Source organism: Halobaculum halobium, assembly GCF_030127145.1.
Classification (GTDB): Archaea; Halobacteriota; Halobacteria; order Halobacteriales; family Haloferacaceae; genus Halobaculum; species Halobaculum halobium.
In genome coordinates this window covers 593,805-615,315 of sequence record NZ_CP126158.1, presented here as the reverse complement: position 1 = coordinate 615,315, position 21,511 = coordinate 593,805, and the positions used below count along the sequence as shown (strand labels likewise).

At 70.1% G+C, this 21,511-nt stretch carries 25 protein-coding genes; 13 read left to right on the top strand and 12 right to left on the bottom strand.

The annotated features are described in order from the left end of the window. Window positions 1-14: 14 nt before the first annotated feature. Both P0Y41_RS03335 and P0Y41_RS03330 read right to left on the bottom strand, forming a co-directional pair. Complete coding sequence (locus P0Y41_RS03335) at window positions 15-209, bottom strand: hypothetical protein (RefSeq protein WP_284062566.1); 195 nt, start codon at window positions 207-209, stop codon at window positions 15-17. Between the two features lie 232 nt (window positions 210-441). After that, entirely contained in the window at window positions 442-570 is a 129-nt protein-coding gene (locus P0Y41_RS03330) for a DUF7989 family protein (RefSeq protein WP_284062565.1), read from the bottom strand. A gap of 254 nt (window positions 571-824) precedes the next feature. On the opposite strand from P0Y41_RS03330, the gene P0Y41_RS03325 reads away from it, so the two are divergent. Both P0Y41_RS03325 and P0Y41_RS03320 read left to right on the top strand, forming a co-directional pair. Continuing rightward, the gene (locus P0Y41_RS03325; RefSeq protein ID WP_284062564.1) at window positions 825-1,514 is read left to right on the top strand and encodes a carbonic anhydrase; all 690 of its coding nucleotides are present in this window, start codon (window positions 825-827) and stop codon (window positions 1,512-1,514) included. A 69-nt stretch (window positions 1,515-1,583) separates the two neighbouring features. Next, window positions 1,584-2,645 carry a DUF2891 domain-containing protein gene (locus tag P0Y41_RS03320; protein WP_284062563.1) on the top strand — a complete coding sequence of 354 codons (1,062 nt, stop codon included), beginning with the start codon at window positions 1,584-1,586 and terminating at the stop codon, window positions 2,643-2,645. Window positions 2,646-2,687: 42 nt separating this feature from the next. On the opposite strand, the gene P0Y41_RS03315 is transcribed toward P0Y41_RS03320, so the two are convergent. From P0Y41_RS03315 to P0Y41_RS03300, 4 genes are all read right to left on the bottom strand, one after another. After that, window positions 2,688-3,065 (bottom strand): rhodanese-like domain-containing protein, encoded by a 378-nt coding sequence (locus tag P0Y41_RS03315; RefSeq protein WP_284062562.1) that lies wholly within the window; start codon window positions 3,063-3,065, stop codon window positions 2,688-2,690. 74 nt (window positions 3,066-3,139) lie between these two features. Next, entirely contained in the window at window positions 3,140-3,451 is a 312-nt protein-coding gene (locus P0Y41_RS03310) for a chorismate mutase (RefSeq protein ID WP_284062561.1), read from the bottom strand. A gap of 31 nt (window positions 3,452-3,482) precedes the next feature. Then, window positions 3,483-4,358, bottom strand: a complete 876-nt coding sequence (locus P0Y41_RS03305) for a shikimate kinase (protein WP_284062560.1) — start codon at window positions 4,356-4,358, stop codon at window positions 3,483-3,485. 258 nt (window positions 4,359-4,616) lie between these two features. Next, window positions 4,617-4,823: a cold-shock protein gene (locus tag P0Y41_RS03300; protein WP_008418277.1), complete on the bottom strand. Its 207-nt coding sequence runs from the start codon at window positions 4,821-4,823 to the stop codon at window positions 4,617-4,619. Between the two features lie 124 nt (window positions 4,824-4,947). Here P0Y41_RS03300 and P0Y41_RS03295 point away from each other — a divergent pair, with 124 nt between their 5' ends. Together P0Y41_RS03295 and P0Y41_RS03290 are read left to right on the top strand one after the other, a co-directional pair. Further along, a complete protein-coding gene (locus P0Y41_RS03295) occupies window positions 4,948-5,424 on the top strand; it encodes a DUF5796 family protein (RefSeq protein ID WP_284062559.1) in 477 nt (158 codons plus the stop codon). Window position 5,425: 1 nt separating this feature from the next. Then, a complete protein-coding gene (locus P0Y41_RS03290) occupies window positions 5,426-5,659 on the top strand; it encodes a DUF7508 domain-containing protein (RefSeq protein WP_284062558.1) in 234 nt (77 codons plus the stop codon). A 56-nt stretch (window positions 5,660-5,715) separates the two neighbouring features. On the opposite strand, the gene P0Y41_RS03285 is transcribed toward P0Y41_RS03290, so the two are convergent. After that, window positions 5,716-5,850: a DUF7128 family protein gene (locus P0Y41_RS03285; RefSeq protein WP_264084001.1), complete on the bottom strand. Its 135-nt coding sequence runs from the start codon at window positions 5,848-5,850 to the stop codon at window positions 5,716-5,718. Window positions 5,851-5,896: 46 nt separating this feature from the next. Further along, window positions 5,897-6,349 carry a DUF7992 family protein gene (locus tag P0Y41_RS03280; RefSeq protein ID WP_284062557.1) on the bottom strand — a complete coding sequence of 151 codons (453 nt, stop codon included), beginning with the start codon at window positions 6,347-6,349 and terminating at the stop codon, window positions 5,897-5,899. 136 nt (window positions 6,350-6,485) lie between these two features. On the opposite strand from P0Y41_RS03280, the gene P0Y41_RS03275 reads away from it, so the two are divergent. Further along, window positions 6,486-7,592: a S1C family serine protease gene (locus tag P0Y41_RS03275; protein WP_284062556.1), complete on the top strand. Its 1,107-nt coding sequence runs from the start codon at window positions 6,486-6,488 to the stop codon at window positions 7,590-7,592. A 32-nt stretch (window positions 7,593-7,624) separates the two neighbouring features. Here P0Y41_RS03275 and P0Y41_RS03270 read toward each other — a convergent pair whose 3' ends face one another. Both P0Y41_RS03270 and P0Y41_RS03265 read right to left on the bottom strand, forming a co-directional pair. Beyond that, window positions 7,625-10,066: a methyl-accepting chemotaxis protein gene (locus tag P0Y41_RS03270; protein ID WP_284062555.1), complete on the bottom strand. Its 2,442-nt coding sequence runs from the start codon at window positions 10,064-10,066 to the stop codon at window positions 7,625-7,627. A 110-nt stretch (window positions 10,067-10,176) separates the two neighbouring features. Then, window positions 10,177-10,701: an acyl-CoA thioesterase gene (locus tag P0Y41_RS03265; RefSeq protein WP_390214731.1), complete on the bottom strand. Its 525-nt coding sequence runs from the start codon at window positions 10,699-10,701 to the stop codon at window positions 10,177-10,179. Window positions 10,702-10,851: 150 nt separating this feature from the next. On the opposite strand from P0Y41_RS03265, the gene P0Y41_RS03260 reads away from it, so the two are divergent. Then, window positions 10,852-11,010 carry a hypothetical protein gene (locus P0Y41_RS03260; RefSeq protein ID WP_284062554.1) on the top strand — a complete coding sequence of 53 codons (159 nt, stop codon included), beginning with the start codon at window positions 10,852-10,854 and terminating at the stop codon, window positions 11,008-11,010. Window positions 11,011-11,049: 39 nt separating this feature from the next. Here P0Y41_RS03260 and P0Y41_RS03255 read toward each other — a convergent pair whose 3' ends face one another. After that, window positions 11,050-11,589 (bottom strand): bifunctional nuclease family protein, encoded by a 540-nt coding sequence (locus tag P0Y41_RS03255; protein ID WP_284062553.1) that lies wholly within the window; start codon window positions 11,587-11,589, stop codon window positions 11,050-11,052. A gap of 344 nt (window positions 11,590-11,933) precedes the next feature. On the opposite strand from P0Y41_RS03255, the gene P0Y41_RS03250 reads away from it, so the two are divergent. The 4 genes from P0Y41_RS03250 (at window position 11,934) to P0Y41_RS03235 (ending at window position 16,353) form a co-directional block, all read left to right on the top strand. Next, window positions 11,934-13,619: a TraB/GumN family protein gene (locus tag P0Y41_RS03250; protein ID WP_284063331.1), complete on the top strand. Its 1,686-nt coding sequence runs from the start codon at window positions 11,934-11,936 to the stop codon at window positions 13,617-13,619. 100 nt (window positions 13,620-13,719) lie between these two features. Next, window positions 13,720-14,310: a zinc metalloprotease gene (locus P0Y41_RS03245; protein ID WP_284063330.1), complete on the top strand. Its 591-nt coding sequence runs from the start codon at window positions 13,720-13,722 to the stop codon at window positions 14,308-14,310. Window positions 14,311-14,499: 189 nt separating this feature from the next. Beyond that, window positions 14,500-15,528: a phosphoribosylformylglycinamidine cyclo-ligase gene (gene purM / locus P0Y41_RS03240; RefSeq protein ID WP_284062552.1), complete on the top strand. Its 1,029-nt coding sequence runs from the start codon at window positions 14,500-14,502 to the stop codon at window positions 15,526-15,528. Window positions 15,529-15,597: 69 nt separating this feature from the next. Further along, entirely contained in the window at window positions 15,598-16,353 is a 756-nt protein-coding gene (locus P0Y41_RS03235; protein ID WP_284062551.1) for an acetate--CoA ligase family protein, read from the top strand. Here the strand turns inward: P0Y41_RS03235 and P0Y41_RS03230 are convergent. Then, window positions 16,350-18,362, bottom strand: a complete 2,013-nt coding sequence (locus tag P0Y41_RS03230) for an AMP-binding protein (protein ID WP_284062550.1) — start codon at window positions 18,360-18,362, stop codon at window positions 16,350-16,352. The two genes, P0Y41_RS03235 and P0Y41_RS03230, sit on opposite strands and share 4 nt — an antisense overlap. Before the next feature lie 132 nt (window positions 18,363-18,494). Between P0Y41_RS03230 and P0Y41_RS03225 the strand changes: the two genes are divergently transcribed. From P0Y41_RS03225 to P0Y41_RS03215, 3 genes are all read left to right on the top strand, one after another. Beyond that, window positions 18,495-19,880, top strand: a complete 1,386-nt coding sequence (locus P0Y41_RS03225) for a short-chain fatty acid transporter (RefSeq protein WP_284062549.1) — start codon at window positions 18,495-18,497, stop codon at window positions 19,878-19,880. Window positions 19,881-20,042: 162 nt separating this feature from the next. Then, on the top strand, window positions 20,043-20,840 hold the full coding sequence (locus tag P0Y41_RS03220; protein ID WP_284062548.1) for an SDR family NAD(P)-dependent oxidoreductase: 798 nt from the start codon (window positions 20,043-20,045) through the stop codon (window positions 20,838-20,840). Window positions 20,841-20,909: 69 nt separating this feature from the next. Next, on the top strand, window positions 20,910-21,497 hold the full coding sequence (locus P0Y41_RS03215) for a GNAT family N-acetyltransferase (RefSeq protein ID WP_284062547.1): 588 nt from the start codon (window positions 20,910-20,912) through the stop codon (window positions 21,495-21,497). The last annotated feature ends 14 nt before the right edge of the window (window positions 21,498-21,511 follow it).

Below are 21,511 nucleotides of genomic sequence, written 5' to 3'. Positions count from 1 at the left end.
CCGTTGGTGGCCCGCTACTCCCGCGGCCGGTACTCCACGCAGCCAAACGTCGTGTACTGCTTCGGGAGTTCGGTCGTCGTCGCGTCCTCGACGCCGTACGGACCGTCGGCCGACGTCGGCGTCGCCGCGCGCTCGTCCGGCGACCACGCCTCCTCGACGTCTGTCGCGACCGCTGCCGCGTACGAATCGAAGGTGACCTGCTGGGGCATACGACACCGTACGCATTACTCCGTAATATGTCTTTTCACAGATTACTACGTATCGAGTAAATATTTACCAGCGTCGCGGCGCGGGCCGAGCGGCCGCTGTTCGAACGGAGGCACTCACAGGATCGGCGAACGGTACCGACGACTCAGCCCACGGTAGCTGACGGGATCGCGTAGGCGACGCAGTCGCTCGGAAGTCAGGGTGTCAGCAGGACCGATCAGTCGCAGTGAGAACTCAGTCGTCGTCGCGGTCGCCGCCGTCCGTTCGGGGTTCGGGTTTCTCGCCGCCTCGCTCCCAGACTCGGTCCGCGGAGGCGCCGTGCGGTGCGGTGTGGCTGACGTCGGCCATGGTTCGTTCTGTCATCGTACCTCGGAACAACACCTCCCAGTATTTCAGCGTTGCATGGAACTACCTTAGACACACTGTACCATATTAGGAAGATAATACTGTATTGAGATCCAGATCCACGCTCGTTCACAACTCCCGGTGACGATCGGCTCGAATCTGCCCACTGCCCAATTACACCGGGGACAACGGGGGCGATGTCGCCAGGGGGCCGGACTGCCCGTCCTGGCCGACCGGGCAAACATATGTAGGCGGGCGCGGACCACGTGCGTATGAACCGGACGATCGTTGACCTGTTGGCCGACAACGCAGAGCACGCCCACGCGTTCGCCGGTCGCTTCGACGAGGTACAAGAGGGGCAACACCCGGAGGCAGTGACGATCTGCTGTTCTGACTCCCGGGTGCTGCAGGACCAGCTATTCGGCAACGAGACGCCCGGACGGCTGTTCACCTGTGGCAACATCGGTAACCGCGTCGTCCAGCGCACCGACGCGGGCGAGGTCGTCTCCGGCGACGTGTTGTACCCGCTGGCGCACGCAGGGACCCGGACCGCGGTCGTCGTCGGCCACACCGGCTGTGGCGCCGTGACGGCGACGTACGGGGCGCTCACCGGCGATCTCGACGGCGACGACGAGCCGTCGGGAATCCGCCACTGCGTCGACCTGCTCGGTCCGCACCTCGAACCCGGCGTCGACCTGCTGCCCGACGGACTCGACGACGCCGCGGCCGTGGACCGCCTCGTCGAGTACAACGTCGACCGGCAGGTCGAGCAGCTCGTGAACAGCGACGACGTCCCCGACGACACGGACGTGGTCGGCGTCGTCTACGACTTCCAAGACGTGTACGGCGGCGAGCGCGGCGAGGTCCACGTGATCAACGTCGACGGCGAGCGCGACCCCGAAGTGCTCCGGGGCGAGCACGGGGAGGTCGCAGACCGGGTCCGCCGACTGTGGACGTACTGAATCGACAGTGGAGGCGACTCGGTCGCACGGAGCCGACCGATTGAACTCGGCCCGGAGAGACACCGGGGTATGAACGACTTCTCCCCGCCCGACGACGAGACGCTCCTCTCCGGCCGGGCCGATTGGATCGACGCCGGCGCCGCGTCGCGGCTGACCGCCCACCCGCTCGACGGCGTCGACACCGAGTACCCCCACGCGGCCGGGGCCGTCGACGGCCCCGACGACGTGACGCCGCCGCGTGAGCGCCATCCCGTCTTCTACGGCTGCTTCGACTGGCACTCGGCGGTCCACAGCCACTGGAGTCTGGTCCGCGCGCTGCGGCTGTTCCCCGATCACCCCGACAGCGACGCGATCGCGACGGGGATCGACGACCGGCTGACCGCCGGCCGCGTCGCCGGCGAGGTCGCGTGGTTCGAGGACCGCGAGACGTTCGAGCGCCCGTACGGCTGGGCGTGGCTGCTCGCGCTCGCGGCCGAGCTCGACCGCTGGGACGACCCCCGAGCGACCGACTGGGGCGACGCGCTCTCCCCGTTGGAAGGGCGGATCCGCGAACTCGTGGTCGACCGGTTTCTCACGATGGATCGGCCGTTTCGCGTCGGGACCCACGGCAACACCGCATTCGCCCTCTCGCTGGTCCTCGATTACGCGCGAACGGTCGGCGACGACGGCCTCGAACGGCGCGTCGTCGAGACGGCGCTGGCGTTCTACCGCGACGACGTCGACGCGCCGATCGGGAACGAACCGCTCGGGTGGGACTTCCTCTCGCCGGCGCTCGCGGAGGCGGATCTCATGCGACGAGTCGCCGACTCGGGACCGTTCGCTGACTGGTTCGACGAGTTCCTCCCCGATCTCGACGCGCTCCCCGCGCCCGTCTCCGTCGCCGACGGCGAAGGCGGCGTCGCGCTCCACTTGATCGGACTGAACGTCTCGCGGGCGTGGGCGCTCGCCGGCGTCGCCGATGCGCTCCCAGACGGCCCGAGGCGAGAGACAGTCCGACGGGCCGCCGTCGCCCACGCCCGCCGCGGCGTCGACGAGGCGTTCACCGACGACTACGCGGGCTCGCACTGGCTCTCCTCGTTCGTCTGCTACCTCCTCACGCGCAACGAGGGCGGGATCGGCGTCCGCGGGTGAGCCGGACGGCCGGGCTGCTGTGCGCTCCGCCGTCGATATCCGCTACACCGCCGACTTGAGGTCCCAGACCAGCGAACGGACCCTGTACCCGATCGAGTTCCGCTGGTACCCCTTCCACCCGCTTATCCCGCCGGTGAGCGTCATCGCGTCGTAGCCGGCGGCGTCGAGGACGCTCGTCGCGCGCTTTGCGACGACGCCCATCTTGCACACGACGACCACGTCCTCGTCGCGGGGGATCTCATCGAGGTGCGCGCGCAGCGATCCGTCGTCTCCGCGCCGGAGGTCGTCGTAGACCGGGGCGTTGTGGCTGCCATCGATCGCGGTCCGCTGAAAGTTCGACCGCGGTCGAATATCCAGCACGAACGGCGCGTCGGCCGCTTCGAGCCTCTCGTCCAAGGCCGCGGGACGGATGCTGTTCACAACTGTGTCTTGTACCACCGGAACAAAGCCGTGACGTTCGGCCCGTCTGCGTCGACCGCGGAGGGTGTCGTCGACTACCGACTCTCCCGCTGCTCCACCTTGTTCAACTCGATCAGCAGCCGGAAGATCGCCTTCACCAGGTTCGCGTCCACGTCGAAGCGCTCGGCGTTGTCGCCGGCGCGGTCCATCACGGCCTGCTCTTGCGTCTCGTCGGTCGTCGGCAGGTCACGCCGGTCTTTCACGCCGGCGATGGTGTCGGCGACGTACGTCCGCCGGGCGATGAGTTCGACCAGCTCGCGGTCGATGTCGGCGATTTCCTCGCGCAGTTCGTCCAGGCTCATCGCCTCTAACTCCTCGGGTGTCTGGCTCGTATCGTCGTAGCTCATGATCTGATCTCGTGGTGTGATCGCGGGTCGGTCACAGGACGCGGGCGCCGCGCTCGCGTGTGGTCGTCAGTCGCGTCTCGCCGTCTCGCTCGTCCCACCGCTCGCGCACCGCCGTCAGGTCGTCGCGGTTGCCGACGGCGACGACGCTCGGCCCGGTGCCCGACAGCGAGACGCCGTCGCACTCGGCCATCGCCTCCACCGCGGGATCGGTCGGGAACCCCAGCGCCGCCGAGAAGGCGAGGCCGTTCACCGTCATCGCCCGGGCGTAGTCGCCGTCGAGCGCCAACTGCGTTGCCAACTCAGCCATCGGTGCGACGCGCTCGCACGCGGTCACGTCCGCGTCCGCCGAGTACGCGCGCTCCGGCGGCGTCCACACGAGCGCGTGCTCGGCGAACGGGTCGTCGCTGACGAGCAGGTCGTCCTCGCGGTTGTCGGTGACGGTCACGCCGCCGAGCATCGACGCGGACGCGTCGTCGAACGCGCCCGTCACGGTGACGCCGGCGTCGCGCGCGGCGCGGACGCCGACGCGACACGCCTCGGTCTTTGTCACGTCGGCGTCGGGGTCGTTCGCCACCTCCAATCCTAGCGCCGACAGCGTCGCCACCACGGCCGCGTTCGCGGCCGCACTCGAACTCTTCAGCCCAGCGGCGGTCGGTACCTCGCTTTCCGTCTCGACGGTTCCCCCCTCGCCGGCCCCGTAGCGGTCGATAACGCGCTCGACGCACCGCTCGATAAGCGTGGTGTCGCCGTCGGGCGCGCCGTCGATTGCGCCGGCTACCCCCTCCTCGTCGGGGTCGAGTGTGACGGTCGCGGTCGTCTCCAGATCCAGCGCGAACGCGGCGCCGCGGCCCGTCGCGAGGGCGTTGACGACGGTCCCGGCGCCGGGCGCGGCGGCGCGTCCCTCCATGACTCGACGCGCGCGTTCGCCGGGGTAAAGCGTGGCGGTCGTGTCAACATCGCGGCCGCGGGTGGGGAACGGTCGCCGCGTGCGTCGCCGGTCGCTGCCAGCTCGTTCGTGGCGGGGTCGAGCGACGCACGGCCCGGCGACGCGGAGCTGCACCGCTCGAGAGAGCCAGAACGAGCGGAGCGCGTCGGCTCGCCGGTGCAGTCGTCTGAAAAATTGAAGTCGTCGTTCGCCGCTGCGAACGAGAGTGCTGTGCCGGGGTTACTGCCGGACGACGTTCGCCGCGCGGGGCCCCTTGGGCGAGGACTCGATGTCGAACTCGACCTCGGTCCCTTCCGTGAGGTCTTCGCCGCCGACATCCTCCATGTGGAAGAACACGTCTTCGTCGTCGTCGAGGTCGCCGTCGTCAGTCGAGATGAAACCGTAGCCGCCTGTGTCGTTGAAGAAATCAACCTTACCGTTTGCCATTACAACCATACGGATGGGTGGATGAGGGATAACGCTTCCGAGAGTCGAGGTACCATGACTCCTCCCGCCGCGCTCTCGCCCCGTTCTCGCCGCGCTTATTCGCGTCCGCCACCCATTCGGACGCATGAGCGCCCCCCATCGCAACGACATCGCGCCCGCGAGCGTCTCCGTCGCCCTCCGCGAGGAGGGCGTCGAGGTCGAGTACCTCGACGGCCGCGTCACCTTCTACCACGGCGTCCCGGAGGTCGTCGAGGGCACCCTCACCACTCCGCCGGGAAAGGAGTCGCACGTGCTCGTCACTGATCCCACCGAGACGGAGGGCGTGCTGCTGTACGTGAACGACCTGAAGACCCACGACGACATCCTCGAGCAGACCGGCGTCGGCCGCGTCATCCTCGGCGAGGGAGAAGAGGAGGAGCTGTTCCCGGGCGTCACCGCCCGCCGGCCGGGCGGCCAGCGCACGGCGATCGAAGCGGATCCGGCCGTCGCCGGCGGCCGCGTCTTCGTCTTCGTCGAGGACGATTGGGGCGAACAGAGCTACGAGTTCGTCGCGGACGACGGGGAAGGCGGCGAGCGCGATGACGACGAGGGAACCGAGTGAGATGAGCCTCCAGAAACCGTGGCGCGATCTGGACCGCGCGACGGTCGCCGCCGCCCCCGATCGCTACGGCGTCTACGAACTGGGCGACGCAACCGGCGACCCAGTCGGATACGGCGTCGGCGTGCTCCGCGACGAACTGAAGGAGACGCTGGCGTACGGGGACGCCGCGAAGGTGCGCTGGGTCGTCGCGGAGTCGCGCGAGCACGCCGACAGACTCGCAGACCAACGCTTCTGAGTCGCGTTGGCGGCCGATGGAAGCGTTCCCCGTCGCCGGTCGCGACGATGACCGGGCTATTGGAGGTACGAGGGGTCCTCCGCGTCGCAGTGCTCCTCGTGCTGTTCGGCGTCGTCCGGATCGTCGAACAGCAACCCGCAGGCGTCACACTGGTACCAAGTCATGTCGTCACGCTCCGTTGCCGTGACCATAGCTGACACACGGCACGCCGAGGGTAAATCGCTACCGGCGGTCACATCAGAAGTCGGGGAGGTCGTCGGGCGCCTCGAACTCGCTCTCCCAGTCGACGTACTCCGCTTTCAGCACCTCGCAGACGACCTGGCCGAATTCGGTCAACGCGGCGTTGATCGCCGACACTTGTCCCCAGCTCTCGAGGTCGGGATGGAGGTCGCGCTCCTTCCAGTCCTCTGGGATTCCCGGGGCGTGGTAGCCGACGCGGTCCGCGAAGTCGTCCCAGAAGAAGTCGAACCGCGCGAACAGCTCCAGATCGCCCGCGATACGCCACGTATCGGCGTCGATGTCCGCACCCGCGGCCCATCGGTCGAACGCCGCTTCCCACGCCCCCTCGCGGAGGAACGCCTCCAGTTCCTCGCGGTGGTACTCGTCGCCGGCGACCTCCGTGTCATCGTACTGGCTGGGGTCGACCGTCGACAGCGTCGGCGGTGGCGGAACGTCGGCGTCGAGGCTCATACCCGACGGTACTGCGGCGCCCGGCAAATGCCTGCCGGAGCCAACGTCGGTCGGCGGCGTCAGCCCCGGCGGACGCCGCCACGTCCCGGTGTCCGAGAGCGCCGGAGTTATTCGGATCAGGTTCGTAGCGTGGTTCATGCCAACACGACGCGACGTGCTCGCGGGGCTCGCGAGCGCGGGTGCCGTCGGCGCCGCCGGCTGCGTGCAGGTGGGATCCTCCGACGCCGCGCCGCGGGCGACCGACGCGAACGGGACGACGGGCGTCGACGCCGAAGGGGGCGAGACCGGGTCGACCGCGACCGAGACCGAGGTGTATCGGTCGACCATCGAGTCGGTCGTCGGGATACTCAACTACGGTCCGAGCGGACCGCAAGGGAGCGGTTCCGGGTTCGTCGCCGGCGACGGCTACGTCGTCACGAACCAACACGTCGTCGCCGGCGCGACCGAGGTGAAGCTCCGCTTCCAAGACAACACGTGGTACGACGCCGAGATCGTCGGTACCGACGCGTACTCCGATCTCGCGGTGTTGCGCGCCGAGACCCGTCCCGAGTGGGCGACGCCGCTGTCGTGGGTCGACACCGATCCCGAGCCGCCGGTCGGAACCCACGTCATGGCGATCGGCTCGCCGTACGGCTTCAGCGGCTCCGCCTCCACCGGCATCATCTCCGGGGTCGATCGGGTGTTGTCGGCGCCGAACAACTTCACCGTCGCCGACTCGGTGCAGACCGACGCCGCGCTCAACCCCGGCAACTCCGGCGGCCCGCTGGTCACCGACGACGGGGCCGTCGCGGCGGTCGCGGCCCGCGGCGGCGGCGACAACCTCGGGTTCGGCGTCTCGGCGGAGCTGTCGAAGCGCGTCGTCCCCGAACTCGCCGAGACCGGGGAGTACAGACACCCGTACATGGGAGTGCGGCTGGTCGAGGTGTCGCCCGTCATCGCCGAGGCGTACGACATCGACGACGTGGGCGGCGTGCTCATCGTCGAGGTGGTCGAGGACGGGCCCGCCGCCGGCGCCCTCCGGGGAACGGACGGATCGACCTCCGTCGACGGCGTCAGCGTCCCCACCGGCGGCGACGTGATCGTCGGGATCGGCGGCACCGACGTCGAGGTACAGGCGGATCTCTCGAACTATCTCGCGCTGGAGGCGTCCCCCGGCGAATCGGTGACGTTCACCGTGCTTCGCGACGGATCCGAGACGACCGTCTCGTTCGAACTCGGGGAGCGGCCCGACCCCGGCATCTGATTTCGGTCGGAGCTACATCCCCCGGCCAAGCGCTATCGATCGTCGCGTCCGGACCGGTTCGCGTCGCCGCCGACCCCGGCCGTCTCGCCACCGTCGGCGACCGCCGAGCCCTCGTCGAACTCGAAGTCGCCGCGGCCGTCGACCGCGTCCTCGCTCGCCCGAGACCCGACGCCGCCCTCGACCGTCGCCTCGTCGGCGGTCTCGAAGCTCCCCGCCAACTCCCGGAGGTCCGCCGCCCGCTCGGCCAGGCGTTCGACCTCGCCGCTCACCTGGTTCAGCGACGCGGACTGCTCGGCGGCCGCCGCCGACACGCTTTCGGCCTCCGCGGCGGCCTCCTCGCTCACGCTCGCGACCTCGTCGGCCATGGCGACGACCTCCTCGGCGCTGGCGGCCTGATCGTCGGCGGCGGTGGAGATGGACTGGACGCCGTCGTTGGCCTCCTCGACGGCCTCGACCACGTCGCCCAGTGCGCCCAGCCCCGCCTCGATCGTCTCGGCGCCCTCCTCGACGCGCTCGGTGGTCTCCTCGATGTCGCCAACGGCGTCGGCCGTCGACGACTGCACCGCCTCGATCCGGTCGGCGATGCGACCGGTGGCCTCGCGCGTCTCGGTGGCGAGCGTCTTCACCTCCTCGGCGACGACGGCGAACCCGTCGCCCTCCGCGCCAGCACGGGCGGCCTCGATCGAGGCGTTGAGCGCCAGCGTGTTCGTCTGTTCGGCGATGTCGTCGATCAGGTCCACGATGTCGCCGATCGCGGTCACCTCGGATTCGAGCCCGCGGACGACCTCGGCGGTCGATTCGGTCTGAGCCTCGATCGCTTCCATCTCCGCGACGGCGTCGTCCGCGAGGGCGGCGCCGCGCTCGCCGCGCTCAGCGGCTTCCTCGCTCACGTCCGCGACCTGGTCTGCGGTGGCGGCGACCTCCTCGACGGCCGCCGACAGGTCGGACATCTCCCCGGTCACCTCCTGGAGGTGACTCACCTGCTCGTCGACGCCGGCGGCGATCTCGTCGGTCGAGTCGGCGACCTCGCCGGCGGCGCGCTCGGCCTCGGCGACGCCGGCGTCGGCCTCCGCGCTCGCGCTCGCGACCGCGGCGGCGACGCGGTCGACCTCGCCGACGGTCGCCGACAGCTCGTCCATCATCTCGTTGAACTCCGTGGCGATCCGCGCCATCGACTCGTCGTCCACGTCGGCGTCCATCCGCGCGGTGAGGTCGCCCTCGGCCGCCCGCTCCATCGTCTCGCCGTACGACTCGGCGGCGGTCGCGAGCGCCTCGTTCGTCGCCTGCATCTCCGCGACCAGCGACTGGAGGTCCGCGCGCATCTCCGCGAGCGCGTCGCCCAGATCGCCGGGAACGTCGCGATCGAGCACCGCCGCGTCGAACTCGCCGTCGGCGACGACGGTCGCCTGCGCGGTCGCGGTCGCGAGGTAGCGGCGCACCTCCTCGAACGACCCCTGGACTGCGCCGACCTCGTCGATCCGGTCGTCGGCGTCCCCGGCGGCCGCGTCGGTGTCGCCGGCCGCCAGCGCCTCCGCGCGGGACGCGAGGTCGCGCAGCGTCCGCGAAGTCGAGCGTCCCATCGTCACGCCGATGAGGATGAACCCGAGCGCGGCGAGCCCGATGACGGCCCCCAGCGCCGTCCGTACCTGCGTCACGATCCCGTACGCGGCCGACTGCGGAATCGATCTGACGACCACCCAGTCGGTCCCCTCGACGGGCGCGTACGCCATCACGGTGTTCGAGCCGACCATGTCGTGGGCGCCGGCGGTCTCGACCCCCTCGGTTATCGCGTGGGAGTCGACGCCGCCCGCGAACGTCCCGGTCACCGCCGCGGAGTCGGAGGCGAAGTGGATCGCGGCGTCCTCGCTGTCGACGACGCGGAGACTACCGTCCGAGTCGGCCGCCGTTCCGCCGGCGACCGCGCTCGCGTCGACGGTCATCACGACCGCGTTCGCGGTCCCGGGGACCCAACTCGCGAACGCGATCCGGTGGGCGCCCTCGCGCTCGTAGGTCTTCGAGAGCACCGAGCCCGTCGGCGGGATCGCGGCGAGGTCGCTCGCGCCGGATTCCCACTGAATGTGATCCAGCGAGGTGCCGACGGCGTCCTCGCTCGTGCTCCGCTCGACGCGCATCGAGTCCTTGTTCACGTAGTGCAGGGCGGCGACCGAGTCCGGGAGCTTCCGGTGTTCGAGCTCGATCGTCGTCTTGACCGCGTCGGCGTCGCCGGCGTCCGCCTTCAGTTGCTGGGAGACGAGTCTGACGGTCCGCTCGTTGTTGTCGATCCAGATCGACACCTCGCTGGCGGTCGTCTCGGCGCTCGCGGTCAGGTCGTCGTGGGTCCGCTCGGTCAACTGTGCGGCGACCTGTCCCTGCAGGACGACCCCGGCGCCCGTGACGACCAGCAGCGTCGCCAGCGTGAGCGCCGTGAACTTCCGGAGGTACGTCCGTCTGAGGACGTCTGGAATACGGCTCATATCCTTGGTTTCCGCGAGGGGTATTTACGCGTCAGCCCTCGGCTATCAGTTCGGAAAATTCCGGTGTGCGAAGCGTGATACCGTCAGTCACGACACGCGGAGCCCGAGGCTCACCCGAGCCGTTCGCTTACGTCGGCCAACTGCGCCCGCCGCTCCTCGGTCGCTCCCTCGCGCAGCGCCGCCTCCTCGGGCGTCGGACAGTCGAGATTCGGAACGGGCGTCGGCGACCCCTCCTCGTCGAGTGCGACGAACGTGAGAAACGAGGTGGTCGTCCGGCGCTCCTCACCCGTGCGGGGATTCTCCGCGCGGACGTCGACCTTCACGTCGACGCTGGTGCGGCCGGTGTTGAACACGTACGCCTCCAGCACCGCGACCTCGCCCAGATCGATGGGCGCGATGAAGTCGACGTGGTCCATCGACGCCGTCACGCACTGGCGCCGCGAGAAGCGCATCGCGGCGATGGCGCCGCAGATGTCCATCCAGTGGAGCACCGCGCCACCGAGCGCCCGTCCGAGGTTGTTCGTGTCGTTGGGAAGCAACAGCTCGGTCATCTCCGTGTAGGAGGCCGCGAGCGTCCCCTCGCCGTCGGCTTCGTCGGCTACGAGGTCGCCCCAGGAGTGGTCGCCGTCGTCCATGGCGGATCATCTGTCGGGGCTGGTATCAACCCCGGCGGTCGAAGGCGGCCTCGCACGGCGGGTGGGCAAACGTCGGGAGCGGAGGACGGCGGGCGAACGACGAGATCAGTCGCCCGAACGGTTTTCCAACGGTCGGCCGAATACGTTCCCGTGATAACGAATCGCGAGATATCCTCGCGGGCGCTGCTCGAGGAGGCGCTCGACGAACTCGTCGAGTCGGCGCGCGAGAACGACGTCGCCGACGCGGAGCTGGCGGCGGCGTTGCGTGCCCAGGCTGAGAAGCTGGCGGCGAGCGACGGCGATCAGTAGCCGGGGAGGATCAGATCAGACAGCGGCGAGCGACGGCGATCACCGGTAGCGGTAGTCGTCGTCCGGGTCCGACTCGGAGCGCCCGGCATCGCGGTCGCGGGGACCCATATTCGACGGCCCGCGGTCGTCGCCCTCACGCTCGTCCTCGCCCATGTCGATCGACGCTGGCGGCTGGCCGGCGGCGTCGACCACCTCGTCGCTCACGTGGATCGGGCACTCCAGTCGGGCGGCGATGGCGATAGCGTCGCTCGGACGCGCGTCGAAAACGAAGCGGTCGGGTTCGCCGTCGACGTAGCGTTCGGCGGTGAGCTTGCCGTAGAACGTTCCCTCGGCGATATCGTCGATCCGGACGGAGTCGACCGCCCCGCCGAACTCCGTCACCATGTCGACGAGGAGGTCGTGCGTGAGCGGGCGATCGAACGGTTCGCCCGCGAGCGCGCCGCGGATCGAGCGCGCCTGGTCGGGGGTCACGAAGATCGGGAGGTACTCCTCGCGGGCGCGGAGCACGACAGCGGGCACCTCCTCGCCGCTCGGCCCCGCTCCCACGCCGATGCCGGCGACTTCGGCCTCGTGGTCCATACCCACACAACGCGCGCCGGGCATGAATACCTACCGCGGCAGCGCGGCGCTCTCGGTGCGCGCCGCGAAGACGAAACTCCGACAGGCGTAAACGGACCGGACGGAAAGACGCGGCCAATGACCACAGGAACCGGATCGCACGCGGGGTGGCGGTCGTGAGCCGGGACTCCGACCCGGCCGGCGACCGGGATCTCGCCGCGTCGGACGACCGCAGCTCCGAGCCCGACGGCGACCCCGTCCCTGACGGCGGCCGTGAGCCCGCCGCCGGAGCGTCCGCCGGCGGCCCGGCCCCCGGCGGCACGCCGCGACCCTCCAACGAGCACGGCGAGGGCAGCGTCCGCGTCGTGGGGACGGCCCACGTCTCGGAGGCGTCCGTCCGCGAGGTCGAGGAGACCGTCGCCGAGGAGCGCCCCGACGTCGTCGCCGTCGAGCTCGACGAGGGCCGCTACCGGCAGATGAAAGGAGAGACGCCGGACGACCTCGACCCCGGCGACCTGCTGCGCGGAAACACCGTCTTCCAGTTCCTCGCGTACTGGATGCTGTCGTACGTCCAGACGCGGATGGGCGACCGCTTCGACATCGAACCCGGCGCGGAGCTGCTGGCGGCCGTCGAGACCGCAGAGGACCTGGGCATCTCGGTCGCGCTCGTCGACCGCGACATCCAGACGACGATCCAGCGCTTCTGGGCGCGCCTCTCGCTGATCGAGAAGCTGCGCATGGTCGGCGCGCTCGCGTTCGGCGTCACCGATCCCCGCGTCGCGGGCGTCACGTTCGGCCTGATCGTCGGCGTCCTCCTCGGCCCGGCGATCGGGCTGTTCGGGGGGGCCGTCGGCGTCACCGACGCCGTGCTGACACGCGTCGGCGTCGGCGCGCTGTGCGGGGCTGTCGCGGGCTACCTCGGCTATCGAGCCGCGTCGCTGTCGCTCGGCAGCGGCACGGCCGGGACGGACGCCGAGCCATCCGGAGGCGCTGGCGACGCACCGAGCGCAGTGACGACGCTCGGGATCGGCGCGATCGTCGCGGTCGCGGTCGCCGCGGCGGTGACGGTTACCGGCGTCGGCGTCGACGCGGTCGCGGGCCTGCTCTCGGGCACGCTGGTGCGCGCGGCCGGCAGCCTCGCGTTGGGGCTCGTCGGCGGGTTGTTCGTCGGCGTCGTCGCGGCCGTCGCGATCGGCGCGCTCGGGATCGCGCCCGCAGAAGACGGCGAGGGATACGAGGAGTTCGACCCGGCCGAGCTCACCGACGCCGACGTGGTCACGGCGATGATGGAGGAGTTCCGGCAGTTCTCCCCCGGCGGCGCGGAGGCGCTCATCGACGAACGCGACGCGTACATCGCCCATCAGCTGGTGGGGCTTCGCAACGAGGGGTACGACGTGGTCGCCGTCGTCGGCGCGGGCCACCGCGCGGGCATCGAGTCGTACCTCGCGGAGCCCGAGTCGTTGCCGCCGATGGACTCGCTGGTCGGGACCGCGAACGCCGGCGGGATACCGTGGGGGAAGATCGCCGCGTTCGGAATTTCCGCGGCGTTCATCGGCTTTTTCGTGCTGCTGGCGATGGCCGGGGTCAGGAACGAGCAGCTGCTCACGCTGTTTGCGGCGTGGTTCGTGATCAACGGCGTGTTCGCGGCGGGACTGGCAAAGCTCGCGGGCGCGCGATGGCGCTCGGCGGGCGTCGGCGGCGCCGTGGCGTGGATGACCTCGGTCAACCCGCTGCTCGCGCCGGGGTGGTTCACCGGGTACATGGAGCTTCGCCACCTGACGGTGAACGTCGCTGACATCGGCACGCTGAACGAACTGCTGTCGGACGAGTCGCGACCGATCCGAGCCATCTTCTCGGACATGCTCGACGTGCCGCTGTTCCGCCTGATCGTCGTCGTCGCGGCGACGAACGTCGGCAGCATCATCGCCTCGCTGCTGTTCGCCGCGTACGTGGTCCCGGTGTTCGCCGGATCACTCGACGCGAGCATCACCGACCTCATGATCCGGGGCGCACGCGAGTCCGCGCGCATCCTCTGGGGGGCCGTCGCGTGAGCCGCGCCCGCGGCGGCAGCGGCGGGAGGTCGAATCCCCCGGCGGGGACTTCGCCGCCGGCGGGCTCTCGTTTTCCACCCGAGAGCTTCGCGACCTCGGACTGGCGTGGCTCGCGCTGTCTGTCGCGTTCGCGGTGTTCTTCGCCGGCGGCGGTGCGGTTGTGATGAACTCGCTTGCGGCGGGCGCGGTCGGCTCGCTCGCCGGGCTGTTCGTCGTGAGCCTCGTCACCGCCGGGGTCGCGTTCCTCCTCCACGAACTCGGGCACAAGGTCGTCGCCGTTCGGTACGGCCAGCGGGCGGCGTTCCGGGCCGACTACGGTATGCTGTTTCTCGCGGTCGTCGCCGCGACCGCGGGCTTCCTGTTCGCCGCGCCCGGAGCGGTCCACCACGTCGGCCGGATCTCGAAGCGCGAGAACGGGCTCATCGCGCTTGCCGGGCCGGCCGTGAACCTCGTGCTCGCGGCCGTGTTCGCGCCGTTGCTGGCGATCGGGTTCGCGGGGTTCTCGCAACTCGCGCTGACGGTCGGGACCTACGGCGTCGCGGTGAACCTCCTGCTCGCGGCGTTCAACCTCATTCCGTTCGGCCCGCTCGACGGCGCGACCGTCCGGGCGTGGTCGACGCCGGTGTGGCTCGCGGCGTTCCTCCCGAGCGCGGCGCTCGCGATCGGGTTCGCGCTGTTCGTGCTGTTCTGACGGGGCGATACCGACCGATCGGTGCGACTCGCTGCGTTCGCCATTCGCGACGAGGCACTCGCTTCGTTCGTGCCTCGCTGTGCCCGTGGGCGGCTCGACCCGCGGACCTCGCCGCCGATACGTCGCGGCCTCCGCTCGGTCGGCCGCGCTGTCGGTGCGCTTTTGCTCCCGCCCGAACCCCTCTCACACATGCCAGACGACGCCGCGCGCGGAGACGGCGCGGACGCGGACGACGGGCCCGAGGACACCGACAAGGAACTCACCTACGCGGACGCCGGCGTCGACATCGACGCCAGCGAGGCCGCGACCGCCGCGCTGGTGTCGGCCGTCGGCGACGCCGGTGCCGAGGGGAGCGACTACGCCGGCCTGCTCGACATCGGCGACCGCTACCTCGCGCTCGCGACCGACGGCGTCGGCACGAAGCTCATCGTCGCCGAGGCGCTGGAGGACTACTCGACGGTCGGCATCGACTGCATCGCGATGAACGCCAACGACCTCGTCGCCGCCGGCGTCGACCCGGTCGCGTTCGTCGACTACCTCGCCGTCGACGAACCTGACGAGACGTTCTCCGAGCAGGTCGGCGCCGGCCTGCGCGAGGGGGCCGAGCGCGCCGGCGTCGCGCTCGTCGGCGGCGAGACTGCGGTGATGCCCGAGGTGATCAAGGGCCTCGACCTGGCGGGCACCTGCGCCGGCCTCGTCGCGAAGGACGCCGTCTTCGACGGCCACGCCGAGCCGGGCGACGCGCTCGTCGGCTGGGCGTCGTCGGGCATCCACTCCAACGGGCTGACGCTGGCGCGCGAGGCCGCGACGCGCGAGCACGAGTACACCGACCCGTGCCCATTCGACGGCTACGAAACCGTCGGCGAGGCGCTGCTGGAGCCGACGCGCATCTACGCGGACCTGCTGGGCCCGATGCGCGAGCACGGCGTCCGCGGCGCCGCCCACGTCACCGGCGGCGGCTGGACCAACCTGGATCGGTTGGGGGAGAACCGCTACGAGGTCACCGACCCGTGGCCCGTCCAGCCCGTCTTCGAGTTCGTGCAAGAACAGGGCAACGTCACCGACGAGGAGATGCACCGCACGTTCAACATGGGGACGGGCTTCGTCGCCGCCGTCGACCCCGACCGCGCCGAATCGCTGGCGAGCGGGACCGACGGGACGGTGATCGGAACCGTCGCCGAGGGCGAGGGCGTCGCGATCCGCGGGCTGGAACTGTAACCCACGGCCCTCCCGGTGCCCAGCGGAGCGTGCCGGACCCCTCTTGGTCGCCCCGGTCCAAAGCCCGGTATGTCCGACTTCTCGCTCGTCGGCGACCTCCTCGCGCGCGAGCGCCGGAGCGATCGCCCGGCGCTGTACGCCGCGGAACTGGACCGGACGTACAGCTACTTCGACCTGTGTAACACCGCCTACAAGGCCGGGAACGTGCTCAGCCACGTCGGCGTCCGCGAGGGCGACCGCGTCGTCGTCGACCCCGACCCGCATCCGCAGCCGATCTTCACCTTCCTCGGGGCCGCGCTCCTGGGCGCAGTATCCGAGTTCGACGCGGATCCGGGCCGCGAGTGCGACGCCCGCGCCGTGGTCGTCCCCGTCGAGCGCGAGGGCGCGTTCGACCTCCCGGGCGGCTCGAAGCTCGTCGCCTTCGGCGGCGACCCCGACCGGCCGGACACCACGCACTGGGAAGAGGAGGTGTGGAGCGAGAACCCCGCGTTCCCGCCGACGTTCCACGACCCGGGCGACGCCGTCCTTCGCGGTCGCCAGCAGGTCGGCGACGACCCCCGCGCGTACTCGCACGCCGACCTGCTCGCGGCCGCCCGCGACGCCGAAGACGCGGTCGGGATCGACGCCGACTCGCGCGTCGCGGTGCGCGCGCCACTGAGCGACGCAAGAACGGTCGCTGCCGGGGTGCTCGCACCGCTTCTCGCCGGCGGTACGATCGCGCTTCCGGCGGAAGACGCGCCGCTGGAGGCGACCGCGGCGGTCGTCGCGGGTGACGGACCGGTCCCCGAAACCCGTGTGCTGAACGTCGCCGACGTACCGCTCTAGCTCGCCTCCCGAATCGCCTCCAGCGCCTCGGGGTTCTCCATCGACGAGAGGTCGCCGGGATCCTCGCCCTCGTAGACGGCCGAGACGGCCCGGCGGATGATCTTCCCCGACTGCGTCTTGGGGAACTCCTGGACGAAGAGGATCTCGCGGGGGCGGAACGGCTTCCCGTGCTCCTCGCCGACGAGCGCGCGAAGCTCCTCGCGCAGGTCGTCGCCCGGATCGGCGCCCGGTTCGAGCACCACGTACGCGACGACGGCGGTACCGGTGGTGTCGTCGTCGACGCCGACGGCGACCGCCTGATTGACGGCGTCGTGGTCGATGAGAACGCCCTCGATCTCGGCGGGGCCGACCTTCCGACCGGCGACGTTGAGCGTGTCGTCGGCGCGGCCGTGAAGGAACCAGAAGCCGTCCTCGTCCTTTTGCGCCCAGTCGCCGTGGTTCCACAGCGGCGGCTCCGTGAACGTCGACCAGTACTCCGCTAGATAGCGCTCGTCGCCCGACCAGAGGCTCTTGGTCATCGAAGGACAGGAGTCGCGCGCGACGAGGTAGCCCCGCTCGTTGGAGTCGGCGATCGACTCGCCCGCCTCGTCGACGATGTCGATGTCCATCCCCAGTCCGGGACCGCCGAGCGTGCACGGCTTGAGCGGCTGATCGGGCATCGGCATGAGGAAGCAGCCGCAGATCTCCGTGCCGCCGGAGATGTTGACGATCGGGATCTCGCCGTTCCCGACGTGCTCGTAGAACCACAGCCAGCTCTCGGGGTCCCACGGCTCGCCGGTCGACCCGAGGATCCGCAGGCTGGAGAGGTCGTGTCCCTCGACGTGCTCGTCGCCGTGCTTGCGCAGCGCGCGGATCGCCGTCGGCGAGATGCCGAACTGCGTCACGTCGTGGCGGTCGATCGTCTCCCAGAAGCGGTCCGGGCCCGGGTGGTCGGGCGCGCCCTCGTACATCAGGACCGTGCCGCCGAAGCTGTGGTTCCCGATGAGCGTCCACGGCCCCATCATCCAGCCGATGTCGGAGACCCACCAGAACACGTCGTCGGGCTTCTGGTCGAAGCCGAAGTGGATTTCCTTGGCGCACTGCAGCTGGACGCCGGCGTGAGTGTGGACGATCCCCTTGGGCGTCCCCGTCGTCCCCGAGGAGTACAGCAGCATCGACTCCTGATCCGAGGGTAGCGATTTCGTCTCGTACACTGGTGACGCTTCGGCGACGGAGTCGGCCCACCACGAATCGCGGTCGTCGTCCCACGGGACCTCGACAGCGGCGTCCGGGTCGCTACCGCCGAGACGGTCGAACACGACCACGTCATCGACGTGGCCGACCTCGTCGATCGCCTCGTCTGCGGCGTCTTTCAGCGTGATCTCGCTGCCGCGGCGGTAGAAGCCGTCGCCGGTGAACAGCACCGAACACTCGGAGTCGTCGATCCGGGTCGCGGTCGCGTCGACGCCGAAGCCCGAGAATATCGGTACGGCGATCGCACCCACCTTGAAGCAGCCGTAGAGGATGCTCATCACCTCGGGGACCATCGGCATGTAGAGGCCGACCGTGTCGCCGGTGTCGACGCCCTTCGACTCCAAGTAGTTCGCGACGCGGTTACTCTGTTCGTGGAGGTCCCCGAAGGTGACCTCGCGCACGTCGCCGGGTTCCCCCTCCCAGACGCACGCCACGTCGTCGCGGGCGTCGCCGGCTGCGTGGCGATCGAGGACGTTGTGCGCGACGTTGATCTCGCCGCCCGGGTACCAGTCGGAGAACTGGGGCCCGTCGGTGTCGTCGCGCACCGCGTCGTACTCCTCGTAGAAGTCGATGTCGAGGTAGTCGACCAGCTCGTCCCAGAACCAATCGACGCCCGAGTCGGGTTCCCCGTCGAGCTCGGTGGTGGTGCGCTCGATCAGCTCCTCGTAGTCGTCGATGCCGTGCTCGCGCATGAACGCGCGGACGTTCGTCGCCTCGGCGAACGCCTCGCCGGGCTCGTGGACGATCTCGTCCGTGTCGACCTCCGTCGGGGCCATGTCGTCGGACGGTTCTCCCGTGGGGTAGGTATGTTTGCCGGTGCCCGGCGTCCGCTCGTGGCCCCGCGTCGCCGACGCGTCCGGCCTTCGTCTGACGGGGCTTTATCCGAGCCGCTGCGCCTCTCCCGCTGTATGTCAACACGTGGCGGTGGCACGGTCGTACAGCGATTCGGACGCAGGCTGGCGGGAACGGTGGAGCGGTGGATGCCGAGCCCGTTCCTGTTCGCGATCCTGTTGAGTTACGTCGTCTTCCTCGGCGGCGTCCTCCTCGAGGGCGAGGGGCCGGCCGCGATGGTCGGCCACTGGTACGGCGGCTTCTGGGCGCTGCTCACCTTCGGGATGCAGATGGTCCTCATCCTCGTGACCGGGTACGCGATCGCGTATCACCCGCGCGTGCAGGACCTCATCGGCCGCCTCGCCGGGACCACGAACTCCGGCGCCGGCGCGGTCGTGCTCGTCGGCGTCGTCGCGATGGTCGCCTCGTGGATCCAGTGGGGGATGGGCCTCATCGTCGGCGCCGTCCTCGCGCGCGAGGTCGGCCGGCAGGCGTACCAGCGCGGCATCGACGTTCACTACCCGCTGCTGTGCATCGCGGGCTACATGGGCCTCGGGCTGACGTGGCACTGGGGGCTGGCGGGCTCTGCGCCGCTGCTCATCAACACGCCGGATAACGTGTTCATCCAGCAGGGCGTGCTCGACGGCCTCGTCCCGATCTCTCAGACTATCTTCTCGTCGTACTCGCTCACGCTGACGGTGCTCGCCATCGTCTACGCGTCACTGGTGCTGTACCTGCTCGCACCCGACCCCGAAAACGCCGAGGGGATCGACGAGTACGTCGACGAGGCCAAACTGGAGGACTCGGTTGACACCTCGGGGCCGGACATCGACACTCCCGCCGACGCCATCGATCAGAGCCGTCTCGTGGGCGGGCTGATCGCCTTCGCCGGCGTCGCCTTCTCCGTGTGGACGTTCGCGAACCAGGGCCTGAACGCGCTGAATCTGAACGTCGTCAACTTCGCGTTCATGTTCGTCGGCCTGCTGCTGTTCACTCGCCCGCGCGCGTACCAAGAGCAGTTCTACGACGCCGTCACCGCGACCGGCGGCATCATCCTCCAGTTCCCGTTCTACGCGGGGATCATCGGGATGATGAACGGCTCCGGACTCACCGAGACGCTCGCGGACGCGCTCGTGAGCGTCGCGACGCCGACGACGTTCCCGGCGATCGCGTGGGTCACCGCGGGCATCATCAACCTCTTCGTCCCCTCCGGCGGCGGCGAATGGACGGTCGTCGGCCCGACGGTCGTTGCGGCCGCCCAGGAGTTGGGCGTTCCGGTCGGCAAGGCCACCGTCGCGTACGCCGTCGGCGACGCGCACACGAACCTGTTCCAGCCGTTCTGGGCGCTGCCGCTGCTGGGCATCACCGGAATGCGTGCTCGCGACATCTTCGGCTACGGGATGGCGATGCTGCTGCTGCTCATCCCGTTCCTGGCGCTCGCGCTCACCTTCGTTCCGTACTGAAGCGACCCGACCGCGCTCGACGCTCGGATCCGTTTTTTTCCTCGCCGTCGCCGCGTGAGCCCCGCCTCGGGCTGACGCTCACGCGGGCGCTCGCTGACCGCCCGCCCGCTCCGTCACCGCCTCCGCGGCAAGAGCGAAGTGGCGCCGGCGAGACCCAAGCGTATGACAGACGACACCGCCGGCGCGTTCGACCCCGCGACCGCCTTCGACCTCTCCGACCGCGTCGCCGTCGTCACCGGCGGGACCCGTGGCATCGGACGGGCCATCTCGCTGGGGCTGGCGACTGCCGGCGCCGACGTGGTTCCCACGAGTCGGACCGCCGCGGCCGTCGAGGACGCCGTCGCTGCCGTCGAATCCCGCGGCGTCGACTCGCTTGCGTGCCCGGCCGACGTGACCGACACGGCCGACGTGACTGACCTGTTCGCGACGGTCGCGGCTGACCTCGGCGGGCCGGACATCGTCGTCAACAACGCCGGCGTGAACCCCGACGGCGCGCTTGGCCCGCCGGAGGCGACGACAGAAGACGGCGAGGGGTTCGTCCTCGACGTGAACCTCCGGGGAGCGTTCCGGTGTGCCCGCGCCGCGGCCGAGTCGCTGCGCGCGAGCGACGGCGGGAGCCTGATCAACGTCGCCTCCGTCGGCGGGCTCGTCGGACTCCCCCGGCAACACCCGTACGTCGCCTCCAAGCACGGCCTCGTCGGGGTGACGAAGTCGATGGCGCTCGACTGGGCGCCCGAGGTGCGCGTGAACGCCGTCGCCCCCGGGTACGTTCTGACCGACCTGACGGCCGACATCGAGGGGAACGAGCAGCTGATGGCGTCGATCCGCAGCCGGACGCCCCTCGATCGCTTCGCCGAGCCCGAGGAGGTCGCGGGACCGGTCGTGTTCCTCGCGAGCGACGCCGCCAGCTACGTGACGGGCACGTGTCTCGCGGTCGACGGGGGGTGGACGGCGCGGTGACGCCGTCACCCCGCCACCGCCGTCGGCCCCTCCACAAACGGTAACACACCGGACCGCGTAGCGTTCCGTATGTACGTCCGCGACGCCAAGAACCGTGACGAGGCGTGGCTGCTCGATCACATCGAGGAGATGGGTCTCGACGAGCGATCGTTCCGGTCGCGCGACTACGTCATCGCGGTCGAGGAGGGGTCGAATACGCGCGCGGGGTTCGGTCGCCTGCGGGTTCACAAGACCGACGACGGCGACTTCGTCGAGTTGACCGGGATCGGCGTGCTGGAGTCGTGGCGCGGGCAGGGCGTCGGCGCGCACGTCGTCGAACGTCTGGTGGAGGAGGCCGGCGACCAGGAGTTTGAGGCGGTGTACTGCTTCACGCCGACGGCGACGTACCTCGAGCAGTTCGGGTTCGAGCAACTGGATGACGATGCGGTTCCCGACCCGCTCGCCGACAGGCTGGATCAGGTCCGCATCGACGAGGGCGACGCGGCGACGCCGCTGCGGCTCGACCGCGAGGAGTTCACGATGCCCGAGCACTTCCGCGAGCGGTTCAAGGCCGCCTCGGCCGACGGCGGCGCGGCCGAGCCAGAGGTACACGAGACCGCCGAAGACTTCGGCATCGACCCCGACGAGGCGACCTACAAGTACGACACCGGGGGATAAGCCGGGGTCCGAGC